The sequence below is a fragment of the Arsukibacterium sp. genome (assembly GCF_041616895.1).
Classification (GTDB): Bacteria; Pseudomonadota; Gammaproteobacteria; order Enterobacterales; family Alteromonadaceae; genus Alishewanella.
This window is the reverse complement of sequence record NZ_JBFJPY010000010.1, coordinates 18,195-34,027: the sequence shown is the minus strand read 5'-3', so window position 1 is coordinate 34,027 and position 15,833 is coordinate 18,195. Positions and strand designations below refer to the sequence as shown.

15 protein-coding genes are annotated in these 15,833 nt (G+C 48.2%); 12 read left to right on the top strand and 3 right to left on the bottom strand.

The genetic code is table 11. The features are described from left to right. The first annotated feature begins 1 nt into the window (after position 1). The 6 genes from narJ (at position 2) to nrdD (ending at position 6,265) form a co-directional block, all read left to right on the top strand. On the top strand, positions 2-736 hold the full coding sequence (gene narJ, locus ABY802_RS03350; RefSeq protein ID WP_372625595.1) for a nitrate reductase molybdenum cofactor assembly chaperone: 735 nt from the start codon (positions 2-4) through the stop codon (positions 734-736). A gap of 2 nt (positions 737-738) precedes the next feature. Further along, a complete protein-coding gene (gene narI / locus ABY802_RS03345) occupies positions 739-1,431 on the top strand; it encodes a respiratory nitrate reductase subunit gamma (protein WP_372625594.1) in 693 nt (230 codons plus the stop codon). Between the two features lie 34 nt (positions 1,432-1,465). Further along, positions 1,466-2,233: a peptidylprolyl isomerase gene (locus ABY802_RS03340; protein WP_372625593.1), complete on the top strand. Its 768-nt coding sequence runs from the start codon at positions 1,466-1,468 to the stop codon at positions 2,231-2,233. Positions 2,234-2,427: 194 nt separating this feature from the next. Then, complete coding sequence (locus ABY802_RS03335; protein ID WP_372625592.1) at positions 2,428-3,642, top strand: hypothetical protein; 1,215 nt, start codon at positions 2,428-2,430, stop codon at positions 3,640-3,642. Between the two features lie 349 nt (positions 3,643-3,991). Further along, positions 3,992-4,444, top strand: coding sequence for an anaerobic ribonucleoside-triphosphate reductase activating protein (nrdG, locus tag ABY802_RS03330; RefSeq protein WP_372625591.1), 453 nt, complete (start codon positions 3,992-3,994; stop codon positions 4,442-4,444). An 18-nt stretch (positions 4,445-4,462) separates the two neighbouring features. Further along, positions 4,463-6,265, top strand: coding sequence for an anaerobic ribonucleoside-triphosphate reductase (gene nrdD, locus ABY802_RS03325; protein ID WP_372625590.1), 1,803 nt, complete (start codon positions 4,463-4,465; stop codon positions 6,263-6,265). Here nrdD and ABY802_RS03320 read toward each other — a convergent pair. Then, on the bottom strand, positions 6,223-6,609 hold the full coding sequence (locus ABY802_RS03320) for a SirB2 family protein (RefSeq protein ID WP_372625589.1): 387 nt from the start codon (positions 6,607-6,609) through the stop codon (positions 6,223-6,225). The genes nrdD and ABY802_RS03320 overlap by 43 nt on opposite strands. Positions 6,610-6,949: 340 nt before the next feature. Here ABY802_RS03320 and ABY802_RS03315 point away from each other — a divergent pair, with 340 nt between their 5' ends. From ABY802_RS03315 to ABY802_RS03305, 3 genes are all read left to right on the top strand, one after another. Beyond that, on the top strand, positions 6,950-9,217 hold the full coding sequence (locus tag ABY802_RS03315) for a nitric-oxide reductase large subunit (RefSeq protein WP_372625587.1): 2,268 nt from the start codon (positions 6,950-6,952) through the stop codon (positions 9,215-9,217). 109 nt (positions 9,218-9,326) lie between these two features. Then, complete coding sequence (locus ABY802_RS03310; protein WP_372625586.1) at positions 9,327-10,511, top strand: HPP family protein; 1,185 nt, start codon at positions 9,327-9,329, stop codon at positions 10,509-10,511. A gap of 130 nt (positions 10,512-10,641) precedes the next feature. After that, positions 10,642-11,046 (top strand): ribonucleotide reductase subunit alpha, encoded by a 405-nt coding sequence (locus tag ABY802_RS03305; protein ID WP_372625585.1) that lies wholly within the window; start codon positions 10,642-10,644, stop codon positions 11,044-11,046. A gap of 92 nt (positions 11,047-11,138) precedes the next feature. Here ABY802_RS03305 and hemN read toward each other — a convergent pair whose 3' ends face one another. Together hemN and ABY802_RS03295 are read right to left on the bottom strand one after the other, a co-directional pair. Beyond that, positions 11,139-12,500, bottom strand: a complete 1,362-nt coding sequence (gene hemN, locus ABY802_RS03300) for an oxygen-independent coproporphyrinogen III oxidase (protein ID WP_372625584.1) — start codon at positions 12,498-12,500, stop codon at positions 11,139-11,141. 10 nt (positions 12,501-12,510) lie between these two features. After that, positions 12,511-12,996 (bottom strand): SCP2 domain-containing protein, encoded by a 486-nt coding sequence (locus ABY802_RS03295; RefSeq protein WP_372625583.1) that lies wholly within the window; start codon positions 12,994-12,996, stop codon positions 12,511-12,513. Positions 12,997-13,157: 161 nt separating this feature from the next. Here ABY802_RS03295 and ABY802_RS03290 point away from each other — a divergent pair, with 161 nt between their 5' ends. The 3 genes from ABY802_RS03290 (at position 13,158) to mog (ending at position 15,802) form a co-directional block, all read left to right on the top strand. Then, on the top strand, positions 13,158-14,150 hold the full coding sequence (locus ABY802_RS03290; protein WP_372625582.1) for a peptidase U32 family protein: 993 nt from the start codon (positions 13,158-13,160) through the stop codon (positions 14,148-14,150). 4 nt (positions 14,151-14,154) lie between these two features. Next, entirely contained in the window at positions 14,155-15,027 is an 873-nt protein-coding gene (locus tag ABY802_RS03285) for a U32 family peptidase (protein ID WP_372625581.1), read from the top strand. A 238-nt stretch (positions 15,028-15,265) separates the two neighbouring features. Then, positions 15,266-15,802, top strand: coding sequence for a molybdopterin adenylyltransferase (gene mog / locus ABY802_RS03280; RefSeq protein WP_372625580.1), 537 nt, complete (start codon positions 15,266-15,268; stop codon positions 15,800-15,802). The last annotated feature ends 31 nt before the right edge of the window (positions 15,803-15,833 follow it).

The following is a 15,833-nucleotide window of genomic DNA, read 5'->3' as shown; positions in this document are numbered from 1 at the left end:
GATGGATATCATTCGAGTCATTTCACTGTTGCTGGACTATCCGCAACCTCAGTTACAAGACGCTGGTAACGATTTACTGGCCATTGTTAAACAAGCCGATTTATCGGCTGCAAAGCAACAACAGCTAAGCGCTTTTATTACTGAGCGTGCCCAAAGTGACATTATGGACTGGCAGTCAGAATATGATGGCCTGTTTGAGCGGGGCCGCTCATTGTCTCTGCTGTTATTTGAACACTTGCATGGCGAATCGCGGGATCGCGGCCAGGCCATGGTTGATTTAATGGCACAGTATCAAGAGGCTGGTTTAGAGATTGGGGTGCGGGAACTACCCGATTATATTCCGCTATACCTGGAATTTCTAAGCACCCAGGGCGAGGAAAATGCCCGGTTAGGTTTAGCTGAAGTGGCGCATATTCTGTCAGTGTTGCAATGTCGTTTAGAGCAACGTGACAGTAATTATCAGGCGTTGTTTGCCGCGCTACTTGAACTCTCCGGAGTTAAGGTAGAACTGGCTCCGCTGCGCGAACAGTTAAAAAGTGAGAAGCCCGACCATACCAACGAAGCGCTGGATAAAGTGTGGGAAGAAGAAATGGTGACATTTGGTCCTGGCGCCGAAAAAGACGGTTGTGCCAGTACCAGTAAACCGACTGAAACCCAGCGGCGCGACCAATACGTCCCGGTGCAGTGGTCTGATGCTTCGCAGCCAAAAAGCTCTAATATTCCGTCAGGAGTCTAGCGATGAAATTTATTGATATGTTGTTATTTGGTATTTATCCCTACGTCGCAACAGCGATATTCTTTATGGGCTGTATTATGCGCTATGAAAGAGAGCAATATACCTGGCGCGCCCAGTCCAGTCAGCTTCTGGATAAAAAATACTTTCGGTTCGCCAGTGTGTTTTTCCATATCGGCATCATTATGATCTTTGCCGGCCATTTTGCCGGTCTGGTCATTCCCTACGAAGTGTGGGAGTTGTTCGGGATCTCTCTGGCAACTAAACAGTTAATTGCTATGGGTGTGGGGGGTATTTTCGGCGTTATCTGTTTTATCGGACTGACGTTGCTCGTGTATCGCCGGCTGTTTAACCCACGGGTCAGAGCCAGCAGCTCTTTGATGGATACATTAATTTTATTACTCATTTACTGGCAACTTATTTTAGGTATTCTGACCATTTTCGTCTCCACCGGTCACATGGATGGTTACGTAATGAAAGGATTAATGAGCTGGTCACGTTACCTGCTAACCTTCAGACCGGCAGAGGCTATTGAATTTATTGACGGCCTGCACTGGATATACAAGGCGCACGTGTTCTGGGGTATCACGTTGTTTGTACTGTTCCCGTTTAGTCGGCTGGTACATATCTGGAGCGTACCGGTGGGCTACTTAGGCCGCAATTATCAGGTTGTACGTCGTCGCTTCGGCGCGAAATAGCCACCGCAATTTTCCGAGTACAGGAGCATTTTATATGATTCAGGTTAACCACACTCAGATCCCGGAAAAAGATATTCTGGCAGAAATGCAGTATCACCCGGCTCAGTCACAACGTGACGCCATGCTTAAGTCGGCAGAGTCACTGATAATTGCTGAATTGTTGCGCCAGCGCGCAAAAACGCTGGGGCTGAACATTGCGAACGACGGCGCCGCTACCAGCCAGGATGACTTTTTAGAGCAATTGCTGGCACAGGAAGTCGATATTCCCACCGCCAGCACTGATGAGTGCGAGCAATATTACCGGTTAAATCCGGGGCGGTTTGAGAGCTCGCCACTGGTTGAGGTAAGCCATATATTGCTGGCTGCCGCGCCAGAGGATGACAAGGCCAGAGTGGAAGCCAAGACATTGTCAGAAGCGTTAATCAGCCAGTTACAGCAAGGTGCCAGCCTGGCTGAACTGGCAAAGCATTACTCTGCTTGCCCTTCAAAAGAAACGGGCGGTAGCCTTGGTCAGATAAACCGGGGCCAGACCGTACCTGAGTTTGAGCGGCAACTGTTCAGTGCTGAGCCGGGCCTGTTACCAAACGCCATCGAGAGCCGTTATGGTTTTCACGTGGTATTTATAGCCCGCAAAGTACCGGGTCAGTTATTACCGTTTAAAGCGGTACAGCAGAAAATTGCAGAATATCTGAACGAAAAAGTACGGCGCAAAGCGGTGGCGCAGTATATTCATACACTGATTGTTGAAGCAGAAATAGCAGGTTACGATTTTAAATTGTCAGCCTCGCCGTTAATGCAGTAACCCGTCAACTTCAGGCAACAGTAAGCCAGCCTAACGTAAGGCGCCGGTGCAGTCTAAGCCGCCGGCGTCTTTTTTCATGGTTAATTTAAACTACGGCACAACGCTACCAACAACGAGGTAACCCCTTAACCTAATTATAAAAAAATCTTTTTCAGGCTAGGATCACTCCATCATCTGCCGTTTGGAGCTACACCATGAAAACCGCTATTTCTGCTTTACCTTTTGCAATTACTTTAGCGTTATCTGCCTCTTTGCTGCCAACACCGGTTAGCGCCAATACCCATAACGAATTGTCTGACGCTGTTAAACAAAGCAGTGTTGCAGTGCATTTTCGTTATCGTCTGGAATATGTCGACCAGGACAACGCGCTGGACGATGCGATAGCCTCTACCCTGCGCAGCCGCTTAACCGTTAACAGCGGCAACGCTTATGGCTTTAGCGCGTTAGTGCAACTGGATAATGTCAGTGTGTTGGGTAATGACAATTACAACAGCACAGTAAATGGCAATACAAATTACAGCATAGTCGCCGACCCTGAAGGTACCGATGTTAACCAGGCATTGCTGCGCTACGCCAATAACAGTGGTACCACCTTTAGCGCCGGACGCCAATTAGTAAACCATATGAACCAACGCTTTTTAGGCGGGGTTGGCTGGCGCCAGAATGAGCAAACACTGGATGGATATCGCTTGCAACAAGGGTTTGGGGAAAAAATAAATGCTGAACTGGGCCATTACCATAACGTAAACCGGGTGTTTGGCCCCAAAGGCGCCGCTGCCGACCGAAACGGCAGTTTTAATACTGCCCTGCTGCAATGGCAGGTTAACCCGGCCCATCAACTGGCCGCATTTGGCTATGATTTTGAATTTGATAGCTGGGCTGCGCGCAGCAGCCGCACTGTGGGTATCGATTATCAGGGCAAGTTAACAACCGGTCCAAAATTGAGCTGGCACTTGGCGCTGGCAAAGCAAGACGATGCGCATAATACACCGCTGAACGTCAGCCATCACTACCATCGTCTGAGTGTTAACTGGGCCTTCGATAACCTGACGCTGCAAGCCGGCCAGGAGCGTTTAGCCGGTAATAGCCAGAGTGCGTTTCAAACCCCGCTGGCTACCCTGCATGCTTTTTCGGGTTTTGCCGATCTGTTTTTAAACACGCCTAATACCGGCCTGCGCGATAACTGGCTGCAAGCCAGCGGAAAATTAAATAATATTGCGCTTACCCTGGCCTATCACCGCTTTGACAGCGATGTTGCTAGCAGCAAATATGGCGATGAATGGAATGCCAGTGCCACTTATGCGGTTAACAAGCAATTATCTGCCCTGGTCAAACTGGCACATTATCAGGCCTACAACCTGGCGGTGGATACCACTAAGGTCTGGTTGATGCTTAGCTATCAACCATAGATACACCGCCTAACGCAGAAGAATTTAAGCTTAGCCGTAGCGATTACGTTTCCCAGCTCCACAGCCAACCCTGCGCTGTTGCAAAACAGCATATAAGCAGCGTTGGTCCTCTGCCGCCCTCCACTTTGGAATGGGCGGTTTTTTATGCCCGCAAGACTTTTTCACCGCATATTTGCGCCACTACTCCCAATGGGGTAGCAAAACCAATAATGCTGCGCCCTGTCGCCATGCTGCCCCTTGCCGCACTATAAAAACGTGATCTGGATCAAGTTTCACACCGCTGGGAAGACTAAGCTGAAACACAACATCTAGTGCCATAAAAAAATAAACGCACTATATAGAGGGTCAAATGCTTAGATTTACTGATGAACAAATCGTCTTTCAGGAAGTGCCGGGAGAAGTATCACTGGCCTTTACTATTGCTGGCTGCCCGCTCGGCTGTAAAGGCTGCCACAGCAGCTACAGCTGGCGCGCCGATATCGGTTGCCTGCTAACCCCCGACTACTTTAGTCACCGCCTGCAAAGCTATCAGGGCTTAATTAGCTGTGTGCTGTTTTTAGGCGGCGAATGGCAGCCCCAGCATTTACTGGCACTGTTAACGCTGGCCCGCACCGCCGGCTTGCATACCTGTTTGTATACCGGCCTGGATGATGTCAGTCCTGATTTAAAACAACAGCTGACTTACCTGAAAACCGGTCGCTGGCTTCAGGAGCGCGGCGGCCTTAGTAGCCCCGACACTAACCAGATTTTTACCGATTTACGCACAGGCGAATGCCTGAACTCTCTTTTTACCCGACAATAACCTGCCGAGGAATTTACGATGCAAGCGCTAAACTTTGACCAACTCCAACAGAAGCTAAGCTTTATTGATAATTATCTGCATGCCACCAATGCCGCGGATGGCTCTAAGCTGGATGCCAATGCCAACGTTACCCAGAAAAATATTGCAACGCTGGAAGCCGAACTGATGAAAGATCAGTTTATTCAGGTTAACCGGGCACTGATCAGCAATAAAATCAGTGAACTATTTGGCGCTGAACTGGCTGCTGAATACCTGCGGCAAATCACTGATCACGAGATATATGTTCACGATGAAACCAGCTTAAAACCTTACTGTGTGTCAGTAACCATGTATCCGTTTTTACGGGATGGTTTAACAAAATTGGGGGGCGAGTCGCAAGCACCAAAACATCTTGAATCGTTTTGTGGTTGTTTTGTAAACTTTGTATTTGCTGTGTCCAGCCAATTTGCCGGTGCTGTAGCAACAGTAGAGTTTTTAACGTACTTTGATTACTTCGCCCGCAAAGACTATGGCGATAACTACTTAAAAACCCACCCTAAGCAAATTGCCAATCATTTGCAGCATGTGGTGTATGCGCTAAATCAGCCAGCGGCAGCGCGGGGCTATCAAAGCGTGTTCTGGAATATCTCAATTTACGATCAGCACTACTTTGACAGCATGTTTGGCAATTTTGTATTTCCGGATTTTGTAAAGCCAGAGTGGCAATCAGTATCAGCTTTACAGCAATACTTTTTAAAGTGGTTTAATAAAGAAAGAGAAAAAACGGTATTGACCTTTCCGGTCGTCACCGTTGCCATGCTAACCGATAATGGCCAGTGTAAAGATAGTGCATTTGCTAACGATATTGCCCGGGAAATGGCTGCCGGTAACGCTTTCTTTATTTATCAGTCAGAAAACGCCGACTCACTGGCCAGTTGCTGCAGGCTGCGCAGTGAAATCAGCGATAATACCTTCTCTTATTCGCTTGGAGCAGGCGGGGTCGCCACCGGCTCTATTAACGTTATAACCGTTAATATGAACCGGCTGGTGCAGGATGGCCGGGATTTAGCCACCGAGATCAGTAAAATTCATAAGTATCAGGTGGCCTATCGCAAAGTCATGGAGCAGTACCAGGATGCAGGCCTGTTGACCGTATATGACGCTGGCTTTATCAGCCTGGATAAGCAGTTTTTAACCATTGGAATTAATGGCATGGTGGAAGCCGCTGAATCGCAAGGGCTGGTTGCCGGCAATAATCCGGCCTATATCAGTTTTGTGCAACAGCAGTTAAAAGTTATTTTCGATGCTAATAAACTGGCTAAAGCTGAATATGGCTACATGTTTAACACCGAATTTGTGCCGGCAGAAAACCTTGGCGTTAAGAATGCTAAATGGGACCGGGAGGATGGCTACCTGGTGCCGCGCGATTGTTATAATTCGTATTTTTACGTGGTAGAGGATGAACAAAGCAATACCCTGGATAAATTTCAACTGCACGGCCGTGAGCTACTGGATTACCTCGACGGTGGTTCAGCCCTGCATTTAAATCTGGAGGAAAAACTGGATCAGAATGGTTATCTGCAACTGCTGAATATCGCTGCCCGCACCGGTTGCAATTATTTTTGCGTCAATGTCAAAATCACCATCTGCAACCGTTGCGAAACCATCGACAAACGTACTTTGTGCGCCTGCCAGGCATGCGGCAGTGACGATATTGACTACGGCACCCGGGTTATTGGCTATTTAAAGCGGGTATCAGCCTTTAGTAGCGGTCGGCGGCAAGAGCATGGGCTGCGCCACTATGAAAGAGTAAACAACAATGGTTTAAACCGCGCCAGATAAAAAATACCACCAAGCTGAGCCAATGCCAGCACCGCGCAGATCGCGCGGGTTGGCATTGTAAGGCTTTGTTTTAACGCCCCTACGCCAAAACCAATATAGCCCAGTAATAGCAGAATTTTAAACCCCAGCCACTGATGAGCAAAAGGCTGCCAGGGCCCTATTGCCAAAAGCGTAAAAGCTAAGGTTAATAGCAAGGTGTCATTAATATGTGGCAAATGGCGCAATGGACTATGCCGCCAGGTTGGTTTACCCAGCATATCCAACAAGAGTCGACCAATAAACAAGGTTGCACTCAAATAAGCACACAACATATGTAAGTGTTTAAGCGGTAAATAATATTCCATTCTTGCGTTCCGTCTTCACTAACTGGCTACTGCCTGGTTACTACCTGGCCACTACCTTAGAGCAACTTTATTGCTATGCCTATATCGCCAAAGGGGTAGAAATCACCATCAGCCTATCACCCTGGGTATTTTTAACCTGCTAAGTATATTTCACCCGACATTGCTCAGGTCAAAACCACCCCAACCTGCTATAAAATAATATATATTCATTTAAAACAACAACTTAAATTCTGGCTTGATTTTTGTAATGGCTGGTCTGGCGGGTAAAGCTCTGCCGATAAAAAACAGGAGTGAAAAATGACACTTTGGCGCGACAACATAATTATCTTAAGGGGGCTATATGGCCGGATATCGTAAACTCTGGTGGCTGTTAATTGCCATTTTAGCCATTACCTTCTCGGTGCTGGGCTATTTTGGTGCTGAGGTGTACCGCTCAGCGCCGCCAATCCCGGCTAAGGTGGTTAATCAGCAAGGGCAAGTGCTGATGACTAATGAGACTATCTTAAACGGCCAGACCGCCTGGCAATCTGTCGGTGGCATGCAGCTTGGGTCAATTTGGGGGCACGGTGCCTACCAGGCACCAGACTGGACTGCCGACTGGCTGCATCGTGAACTAATGGCCTGGTTGGAATTAGCCGCGCAAGACGAGTATGGACGGCACTATGCTGAGCTTAATGCAGCAGAGCAGAATGCACTGCAATTTGCGTTAAAACAGGCGTATCGCCGTAACAGCTACGATAAAGCAACTGACACCCTGTTGCTTAGCGACAGACGAGCACTTGCGATTTCGCAAACCGCTGAGCATTACATTGCCTTATTTGGCGATGACAGTTCGCTAAGCCAGACTCGCGCTAACTATGCGATGAAAAACAATACCCTGCCCTCACTGAAACGCCGCGAAGAAATGACCCAGTTTTTCTTTTGGACGGCCTGGGCCGCCAGCACGGAAAGAACCGCGGGCAGCGCGACCTATACCAATAACTGGCCGCACGAGCCGTTAATTGATAACCGTCCTACTGCAGAGAACCTGATCTGGTCGTTAGTGAGTATTATTTTACTGATCGCCGGGGTAGGTGCCCTGATCTGGGGCTGGGCATTTTTACGCAAACATGATGAAGAAGAGCCCGAAACACCTAAGTTAGATCCTATTGCCCGCTTAACACTAACGCCGTCGCAAAAGTCTCTGGGTAAATATATTCTGGTGGTCGTCGCCTTATTTACCTTGCAAGTTATGCTCGGCGGTTTCACCGCGCACTATACCGTTGAAGGTGATGGTTTTTACGGACTAAACACGACTGAATGGCTACCCTACAGCCTGGCTCGTACCTGGCATATTCAGGCAGCAATGTTCTGGATAGCGACGGGCTTTCTGGCAGCAGGATTATTTTTAGCACCGATAATTAACGGCGGCAAAGATCCTAAGTACCAAAAACTGGGCGTAGATATACTGTTTTGGGCGCTGGTGGTGCTGGTGGCTGGCTCCTTTGCCGGTAACTACTTTGCCATTATGCAAATTATGCCGGAACATTTATGTTTCTGGTTTGGCCATCAGGGCTATGAATACATCGATATTGGCCGCTTCTGGCAAATTATTAAATACGTTGGCGTATTGTTCTGGCTGCTGTTAATGCTGCGGGCTATTGTGCCGGCGTTTAAAGCACCGGGTGATAAAAACCTACTGGCGTTATTTGCTGCTTCGGTCATTTGTGTCGGTTTGTTCTACGGTGCCGGCCTGTTTTATGGCGAGCGTACCCATTTATCAGTAATGGAATACTGGCGCTGGTGGGTGGTTCACCTGTGGGTAGAGGGTTTCTTTGAAGTGTTCGCCACTGTGTCACTGGCATTTATTTTTCATAGCATGGGACTGGTGTCGCGCACCGTCGCGACCAGCGCCAGCCTGGCATCAGCCTCATTGTTTATGCTAGGCGGTATACCGGGTACCTTCCACCACCTGTATTTTGCTGGCACCACTACGCCGGTAATGGCAGTCGGCGCTACTTTTAGTGCACTGGAAGTAGTACCACTGGTGGTGCTTGGCTATGAAGCCTGGGAAAACTGGCGCTTAAAGAATAAAGCGCCATGGATGGGTGATATAAAATGGCCACTGATGTTTTTCGTTGCCGTAGCGTTTTGGAATATGCTTGGTGCCGGCGTGTTTGGTTTTATGATTAACCCACCTATCGCACTGTATTACCTGCAGGGCTTAAATACCACACCAACCCACGCTCACGCTGCGTTGTTTGGGGTTTATGGTTTTCTGGCACTTGGCTTCTGCCTGTTAATCCTGCGCTATATCCGACCGCAGTTGGTATTTGATGAAAAGCTGATGAAAACGGCATTCTGGTGGATGAACGGTGGCTTATTGCTGATGCTGTTTACCAGCCTGCTGCCCATTGGCTTTATTCAGTTTTATGCCAGCGCCACAGAAGGCTTATGGTATGCCCGCAGCGAAGCCTTTATGCAAAGCGATATACTGCAAACACTGCGCTGGGTTCGCACGGTGGGCGATGTGATCTTTATCATCGGCGCCTTAGCAGTAAGTTGGCAGGTGGTTAAAGGGGTGTTTGACAGTAACGCTGCCGTGCAACCATTGCAGCAGCCTAGCTGATTTAAAGCTAACCGGCTTCACTTTAAAGACGCCGCTTTTAACAGCGGTGTCTTTTTTTATGCTTACTGCTTATACTTGCCCCCCTTTGGTGCAAATACCGGATTTGCCTTTGCAAACTAAAGCAAAAAACCTGCTAAGTATGATGCTGGCCCAACTGGGCCTGATTAAACATGACAGCCAGCGACTATCCGCCATACCACTAACCGAGCGGTTAAAGGTAGCTTTCGCGGCATTTATAGCACTGTTTATCGTCACCTTTATTAGCCTGCAACTGGCCGATACCGCCAGCACTATAGTGCTGCTGGCCTCTATGGGCGCGTCCTCCGTATTGTTATTTGGCTTACCAAACAGCCCATTGGCCAGACCCTGGTCATTTGCAGCCGGCCATCTTATCTCCGCTGCAGTAGGCCTTATCTGCTCGCATCTGTTTACTGATCTGGCCCTGATGGCTGCAATGACCATTGGTTGCGTGCTGTTTGTCATGTACATTTTTGAATGTATGCACCCACCAGGCGGCGCCACGGCGTTGGTACCAGTAATTGCCTCAACCGATTCGGTACTCGGCTATGACTTTTTACTCTACCCGGTAGCGTTAAACGTTTTTGTGATGCTGGCGGTTGCCATGTTATTACAAAAATTCTGGCTAAAACGGGGTATGCAACTCACGTCACAGAAATTTGATCCAGTGCATCTGCATCACGATCAATCTCCGCTTAAACGCCTCGGCTTACAACCAGAGGATTTACTCGACGCTTTAAATAGCTTTGATACCGTAGTCGATATTAGCGAGCAGGATTTAGAACGCTTATATCATCAAGCACAACTGCATGCTTATCAGCGTAAAAGTGGCGAAATACGCTGTGGTGATATTATGTCGCGTGATTTAATTACAGTTGAACCAGATAGAGCTGTTGCTGCTGCCTGGCAGCTGCTGCGCAAACATAAAATCAGTATGCTTCCGGTTACTGATAGCCAGCAGCAACTGCTGGGTGTGGTATCGACAGTAGATTTTCTTAAAAACTTGCAGGTCCCACACTACTGGGGCTTACTGCGCCATGTTAATCAGCTGCTTTTAAAAAACCGCCACAATAAACAATACAAACGTAAAGTGGCAGAGATTATGGTGACCAAACTGACGGTTGCCCATGAAGACGATCATATTGCGGCACTGGTACCCATGTTGTCAGATCAGGGCCTGCACCATATCCCGGTGCTTAATGCACAGCAGCAGCTGGTGGGAGTTATAACGCAGTCGGATCTGATTGCGGCGTTATTTAACACCAAACTAAACTGAACGCGCTTTGCTAGTAGACTAAAATGCTTGAGCCCTACCCCATCTGGGGTAAAACCTTTACCCCTTAAAACCACATCTTAGTGCTCCACGGATTTGATACACTGGCTCAAATTCTTACTGAGCGTTTTTTATGAATATTGAATCCTACACCGACTTGATCCGCGCTGCCAGCATTCAGGATGAGCCGCAGCGCTTACTGTTTGTATTTGCTAAAGCCGAATTGCCCAATGGTTTTACCGATAGCCAGAAAAATAACTTTGAAAATGGCCAGGGGGGCGCCTTAGCGCCGGTGCTGTGTGTAGATAAACTGCCTGACGAAGTCGTCGAATTCAGTACTTTAGTAGCAGAATCTGAAAAAACCGGTATTGACTGGGATATCGCTTTTGTCTCAGCAATTGCGGGGCGCGGCAGCTTTGCCCCAAACAGTGATGAGGCCAGCCAGCCACTTAAAATGATGACTGAAAAAATTCAGGGCGGCATGATTGCCGATTTTCTGACCTTTAATAAAGCCGGCGAGTTAGTGGCGCTCTATTAACGAATATTGGGGCGTATATTTGCGCCCAGTTCATCCAATGTTTATCCTTCGGGCGCCATTGTATTTAACAACAAACGGGCGCCCTTACCGAATTACACCACTTTCGAATAGCGCTGTTGGCCCTGGGTTAAATAGGCGTCGAAACTGGCGCAGATACTTCGCACCCAGAGCCTGCCATTGTCAGTTACTTTAATTCGCCCGGCGTATACCTCAACCAGGCCGTCTTCCATAAAGGGCTGAAGCCGTTCTAGTGCCTCGGCAAAGTAGTGCCAAAAACCATCAATGCACCACTTTTGACTAAACGCTTCTATATCAAGCTCAAAGTGGCAGATTAACTGGCTGATCAACGCTGCGCGGATTTTATCATCGGCATTTAAACTAAAACCGCGCTCGGTGGGGAGTTGGCCGTTACTAATGGCAGCATAATAGGCAGGCAACTCTTTGCTGTTTTGCCACAGTACGCCATTTACCTGGCTAATACTGGATACGCCAAGGCCAATTAAAGCGTCTTGCCCCGCGGTGGTATAACCCTGAAAATTGCGCTGCAGCTTACCTGCCGGCTGTGCTTTGGCTAAGGTATCGTCTGGCCTGGCAAAGTGGTCCATACCAATAAACTGATAACCGGCAGCGACAAAACGCTCAATCGCCAGCTGCATCAGTTCCAGCTTTAATGGCGCATCTGGCAGGCTGCTATCGGCTATTTTACGCTGGGCGGCAAAGCGCTCGGGAATATGGGCATAGCTAAACAATGAAATACGGTGCGGGTTAAGGCGGATAATTTCATCAACCGTTTGGGCGAAGCTGGCCGGTTGCTGAAACGGCAAGCCGTAAATTAAATCCAGATTAATTGAGCTAAAACCGAGCTCACGGCTAAGCTGCACCTGGTGGCGAATTAAATCAGTATCCTGCACCCGATTAATAGCAATTTGTACTTTCTCGTCTAAATCCTGCACCCCGAAACTCACCCGGTTAAACCCCAGGGTGCGTAAATAGCGTAATTTATTGTCACTGCAGCTACGTGGGTCAATTTCAATACTGATTTCAGCATCGTTATTAATAGCAAAGTTCTGGTGCAACAAGTCCATCAACCGGCTTAGCTGAACTTCGGTTAAAAAGGTGGGGGTACCCCCACCTAAATGCAGCTGATTAATCTGTTTGCTCTGCAGCAAGGGGGCATACAGCGCCATTTCCTGCGCTAAGGCATTCAGATAGTTATCGGCTTTATATTGATGCCGGGTAATAACCTTATTACAACCGCAGTAGTAACAAAGCTTGTGGCAAAATGGGATGTGCAAATACAGGCTTAGCTCATTCGGACTCTGAGCAATAGCGGTTGCTATCAGTGCCGGGTCAAAGCTGCTGTTTAACGCCAATGCCGTGGGATACGACGTATATCGCGGGCCGTTAATGTTATACTTACTGATTAATTTAGGATCCCATTGTACGGTTTGCATCTTAACCTCATTAATTGTGTTGCTGGTTCTCACTGCACTGATCAGCAGCTAACTGACTTTGCGCTAACGCAGCATGTTGCTGCGCCAACCAGTTAAGGCTTGTGGACACGGGCAGCGGCAATCGCTCTGGGCCAATGCTATCGAGCAGATTTTTGCAGTACAAACCCAGCTCGGTGTCGCCTAACATTTGCAAGCGACGACGAAAAAACAGCGTATCCGGATCGGCCTGGTTACTGATCATGGCAACAAAATCCGCAAGTTCGGCTTTTAACAATAAGTTGTACTGCAACGGTCGCAACACCACCTTTAACTTGCAGCCATCAAGACTGATCCCAAATTGCAAACCAATATCACTGACCTCAATCTGCAGTATCTTATGCTGCATAAAGTTCAGCTCGCCTGCGCTAAGCTCTGACTGGAAAAATTGGTTTAATGCCAACTGTATCATTCCAGCTTGCAACCGTTCGGGAGCATAGCAGGTAAGCTGGCGCAACATTGTAGGTAGTCCTGATACCAACTTAGAGTTAACTCTTTTAATATCAAACATATAAAAGCATTCCTATTCATTATTCTTCTATAATAAAACCACAATATTTGCCGTGCAGCTATTCCCTGTCGGAGGTAGCTGAGGTTGATAATTAACTCAAGAGGCAATACATGGAGCTGCTCTGTCCTGCTGGCAGTATGCCGGCATTAAAGGCTGCAATTGAACATGGTGCGGATGCGGTATATATCGGTTTAAAAGATGACACCAATGCCCGTCATTTTGCAGGATTGAATTTTGACGAAGCCAGGCTTAAAGACGCAGCCTGCTTTGTGCATCAGCATGGCAAAAAGCTACACGTAGCCATTAATACCTTTGCCCATCCGAACAACTATCAACGCTGGCAATATGCCGTAGATATGGCTGCTAACGCCGGTGCTGATGTGCTGATCCTGGCCGATATTGCGGTACTGGCTTATGCGGCGCAGCGCTACCCTAAACTTGAACGGCATTTGTCGGTGCAGGCGTCTGCAACCAATGCCGCCGCCATCAATTTCTATCGCCAGTTTGATATCAGCCGGGTGGTTCTGCCGCGGGTATTATCAATGCAACAGGTTCGGGCGCTCGCCAAAAGCTGTGATATAGATCTTGAAGTGTTCGCGTTTGGCAGCCTGTGCATTATGGCCGAAGGTCGCTGCTACTTAAGCTCCTACATGACCGGTCAGTCACCCAATACGGCGGGGGCGTGCTCCCCGGCGGCGTTTGTAGACTGGCAGGACAACAATGGCACTCTGGAGTCACGTTTAAACGGCATTTTAATTGACCGTTTTGCGCCGAATGAAACCGCCGGTTATCCGACGCTGTGCAAAGGCCGGTTTAATGTCGGCAATGACACTTATCATGCGCTGGAAGAGCCTACCAGCTTAAACACACTGGACTTACTGCCGCAACTTCATGCTGAAGGAATTAAGTCACTAAAAATTGAAGGCCGGCAGCGCAGTCCGGCCTATGTCGCGCAAATTACTAGAGTCTGGCGTGCCGCCATCGATGCGGTGTTAAGTGCGCCAGATCATTTTCGTGTACAACCACAATGGCAACAAGTTCTGGCCGCGCTTTCCGAAGGCAGCCAGACGACCCTGGGCGCTTATCATAGAAAATGGAAATAACCACATGCAATTCTCACTAGGCCCAGTTCTCTATTTCTGGCCCAAAGCTCAAATACTGCAATTTTACCGGGAGGTCGCCGCCAGCGACATTGATATTGTCTATTTAGGTGAAACAGTTTGTAGCAAAAGACGTGAGTTAAAATTTGAAGACTACTTTGCCTTGGCGCAAATGCTGCGCGACGCTGGGAAGCAGGTGTGCTTATCATCCATGACATTATATGAAGCGCCCGGTGAGCTGCGGGAATTACGTAAATACGTTGATAACGGTGAGTTTTTAATTGAAGCCAACGATGTGGGTGCGATTAGCATGCTGCAGGATCAAGGTTTGCCTTTTGTCGCCGGCGCAGCAATCAACTGCTATAACCAGCATGCGCTGCGTCGCCTGGTGAGTATGGGATTAACCCGCTGGGTAATGCCGGTAGAGTTATCAAGCCAGTGGTTAAGTGACGTGTTAAGCCAAAGTATCATTAGTGATATTCGTGACTGTTTTAGCACTGAAGTATTTGCGCTGGGCCATTTGCCGCTGGCCTGGAGTGGCCGTTGCTTTACCGCCCGCTCTGAGAACCGCAGTAAAGATCAATGTGAACTCTGTTGCATTAACTACCCACAGGGGCGTGAAGTTACAAGCCAGGATGGCAGTCAGGTTTTTGTTTTAAATGGTATTCAAACTCAATCAGGATACCGTTACAACCTGGTAAATCAGCTTAGCACTATGCAAGGTTTGGTGGATATAGTACGGTTAAGCCCACAACAAACCGGTACGTTTGACTGGCTGGCCAAGTTTAAAGCTAATGTGGACGGCAAAGCACCACAGCAGCTTGGTAATAGCGACAGCAATGGTTACTGGCTGAATTTAGCCGGTATGATGACGGGGTAAACGACAAAGGCGGATATAGTATTGACGCAAGTAATCTAAGTGAGAATCGACTTACCCTTAGCTAACCGTTGCAGGCCAGGATGCTGACAAATTCGTCAGGAACGAATTTGAACAGCTGAGCTGGTCCGTAGGATAAACTTCATGGATGAAGTTTATAATCGAGCCCCCAGGGATGGGTTGACGGCGTGTTAGCATGGGTGAGTCGGTTCGTCATATTTAACAAGATGTGGAATCTCTAATGACCAACCAAATCGCCAAAATTGGCATAGTTACAGTAAGCGACCGGGCCAGTGCCGGCGTTTACGAGGATTTATCCGGTAAAGCAATTATCGATACCTTAACAGACTATTTAAGCAGCAACTGGCAGGCTGAATACCGGCTGATCCCGGATGAGCAGCCGCTGATAGAGCAAACACTGCGCGAGCTTTGTGATGAGCAAGGCTGCTGCTTAGTGGTAACCACCGGCGGCACCGGGCCGGCTAAGCGCGATGTAACGCCGGAGGCAACCGAAGCCGTATGCGATAGAATGATGCCGGGTTTTGGCGAATTAATGCGCACTGAATCATTGAAGTATGTGCCAACTGCAATATTATCCCGTCAAACTGCCGGCCTGCGCGGCAGCAGCCTGATTATTAATTTGCCCGGCAAACCCAAAGCCATTCGTCAGTGTTTAGATGCAGTATTTCCAGCGGTACCTTATTGCATAGATTTAATGGATGGACCTTTTTTTCAGTGCAATGAACAAGTGATCAAGCCGTTTCGGCCAAAAAAATAATAGTGGGGCAGCATAGTGCCGTAGCCATTCG

Excerpts from the sequence above, each read along its gene's own strand:
- narJ (WP_372625595.1), top strand. The coding sequence starts at position 2 with ATGGATATCATTCGAGTCATTTCACTGTTGCTGGACTATCCGCAACCT.
- nrdD (WP_372625590.1), top strand. The coding sequence starts at position 4,463 with ATGCAAGCGCTAAACTTTGACCAACTCCAACAGAAGCTAAGCTTTATT.
- ABY802_RS03315 (WP_372625587.1), top strand. The coding sequence starts at position 6,950 with ATGGCCGGATATCGTAAACTCTGGTGGCTGTTAATTGCCATTTTAGCC.
- hemN (WP_372625584.1), bottom strand. The coding sequence starts at position 12,500 with ATGCAAACCGTACAATGGGATCCTAAATTAATCAGTAAGTATAACATT.
- ABY802_RS03295 (WP_372625583.1), bottom strand. The coding sequence starts at position 12,996 with ATGTTGCGCCAGCTTACCTGCTATGCTCCCGAACGGTTGCAAGCTGGA.
- mog (WP_372625580.1), top strand. The coding sequence starts at position 15,266 with ATGACCAACCAAATCGCCAAAATTGGCATAGTTACAGTAAGCGACCGG.
- ABY802_RS03320 (WP_372625589.1), bottom strand. The coding sequence starts at position 6,609 with ATGGAATATTATTTACCGCTTAAACACTTACATATGTTGTGTGCTTAT.
- ABY802_RS03290 (WP_372625582.1), top strand. The coding sequence starts at position 13,158 with ATGGAGCTGCTCTGTCCTGCTGGCAGTATGCCGGCATTAAAGGCTGCA.
- ABY802_RS03305 (WP_372625585.1), top strand. The coding sequence starts at position 10,642 with ATGAATATTGAATCCTACACCGACTTGATCCGCGCTGCCAGCATTCAG.
- ABY802_RS03285 (WP_372625581.1), top strand. The coding sequence starts at position 14,155 with ATGCAATTCTCACTAGGCCCAGTTCTCTATTTCTGGCCCAAAGCTCAA.
- ABY802_RS03335 (WP_372625592.1), top strand. The coding sequence starts at position 2,428 with ATGAAAACCGCTATTTCTGCTTTACCTTTTGCAATTACTTTAGCGTTA.
- narI (WP_372625594.1), top strand. The coding sequence starts at position 739 with ATGAAATTTATTGATATGTTGTTATTTGGTATTTATCCCTACGTCGCA.
- ABY802_RS03340 (WP_372625593.1), top strand. The coding sequence starts at position 1,466 with ATGATTCAGGTTAACCACACTCAGATCCCGGAAAAAGATATTCTGGCA.
- nrdG (WP_372625591.1), top strand. The coding sequence starts at position 3,992 with ATGCTTAGATTTACTGATGAACAAATCGTCTTTCAGGAAGTGCCGGGA.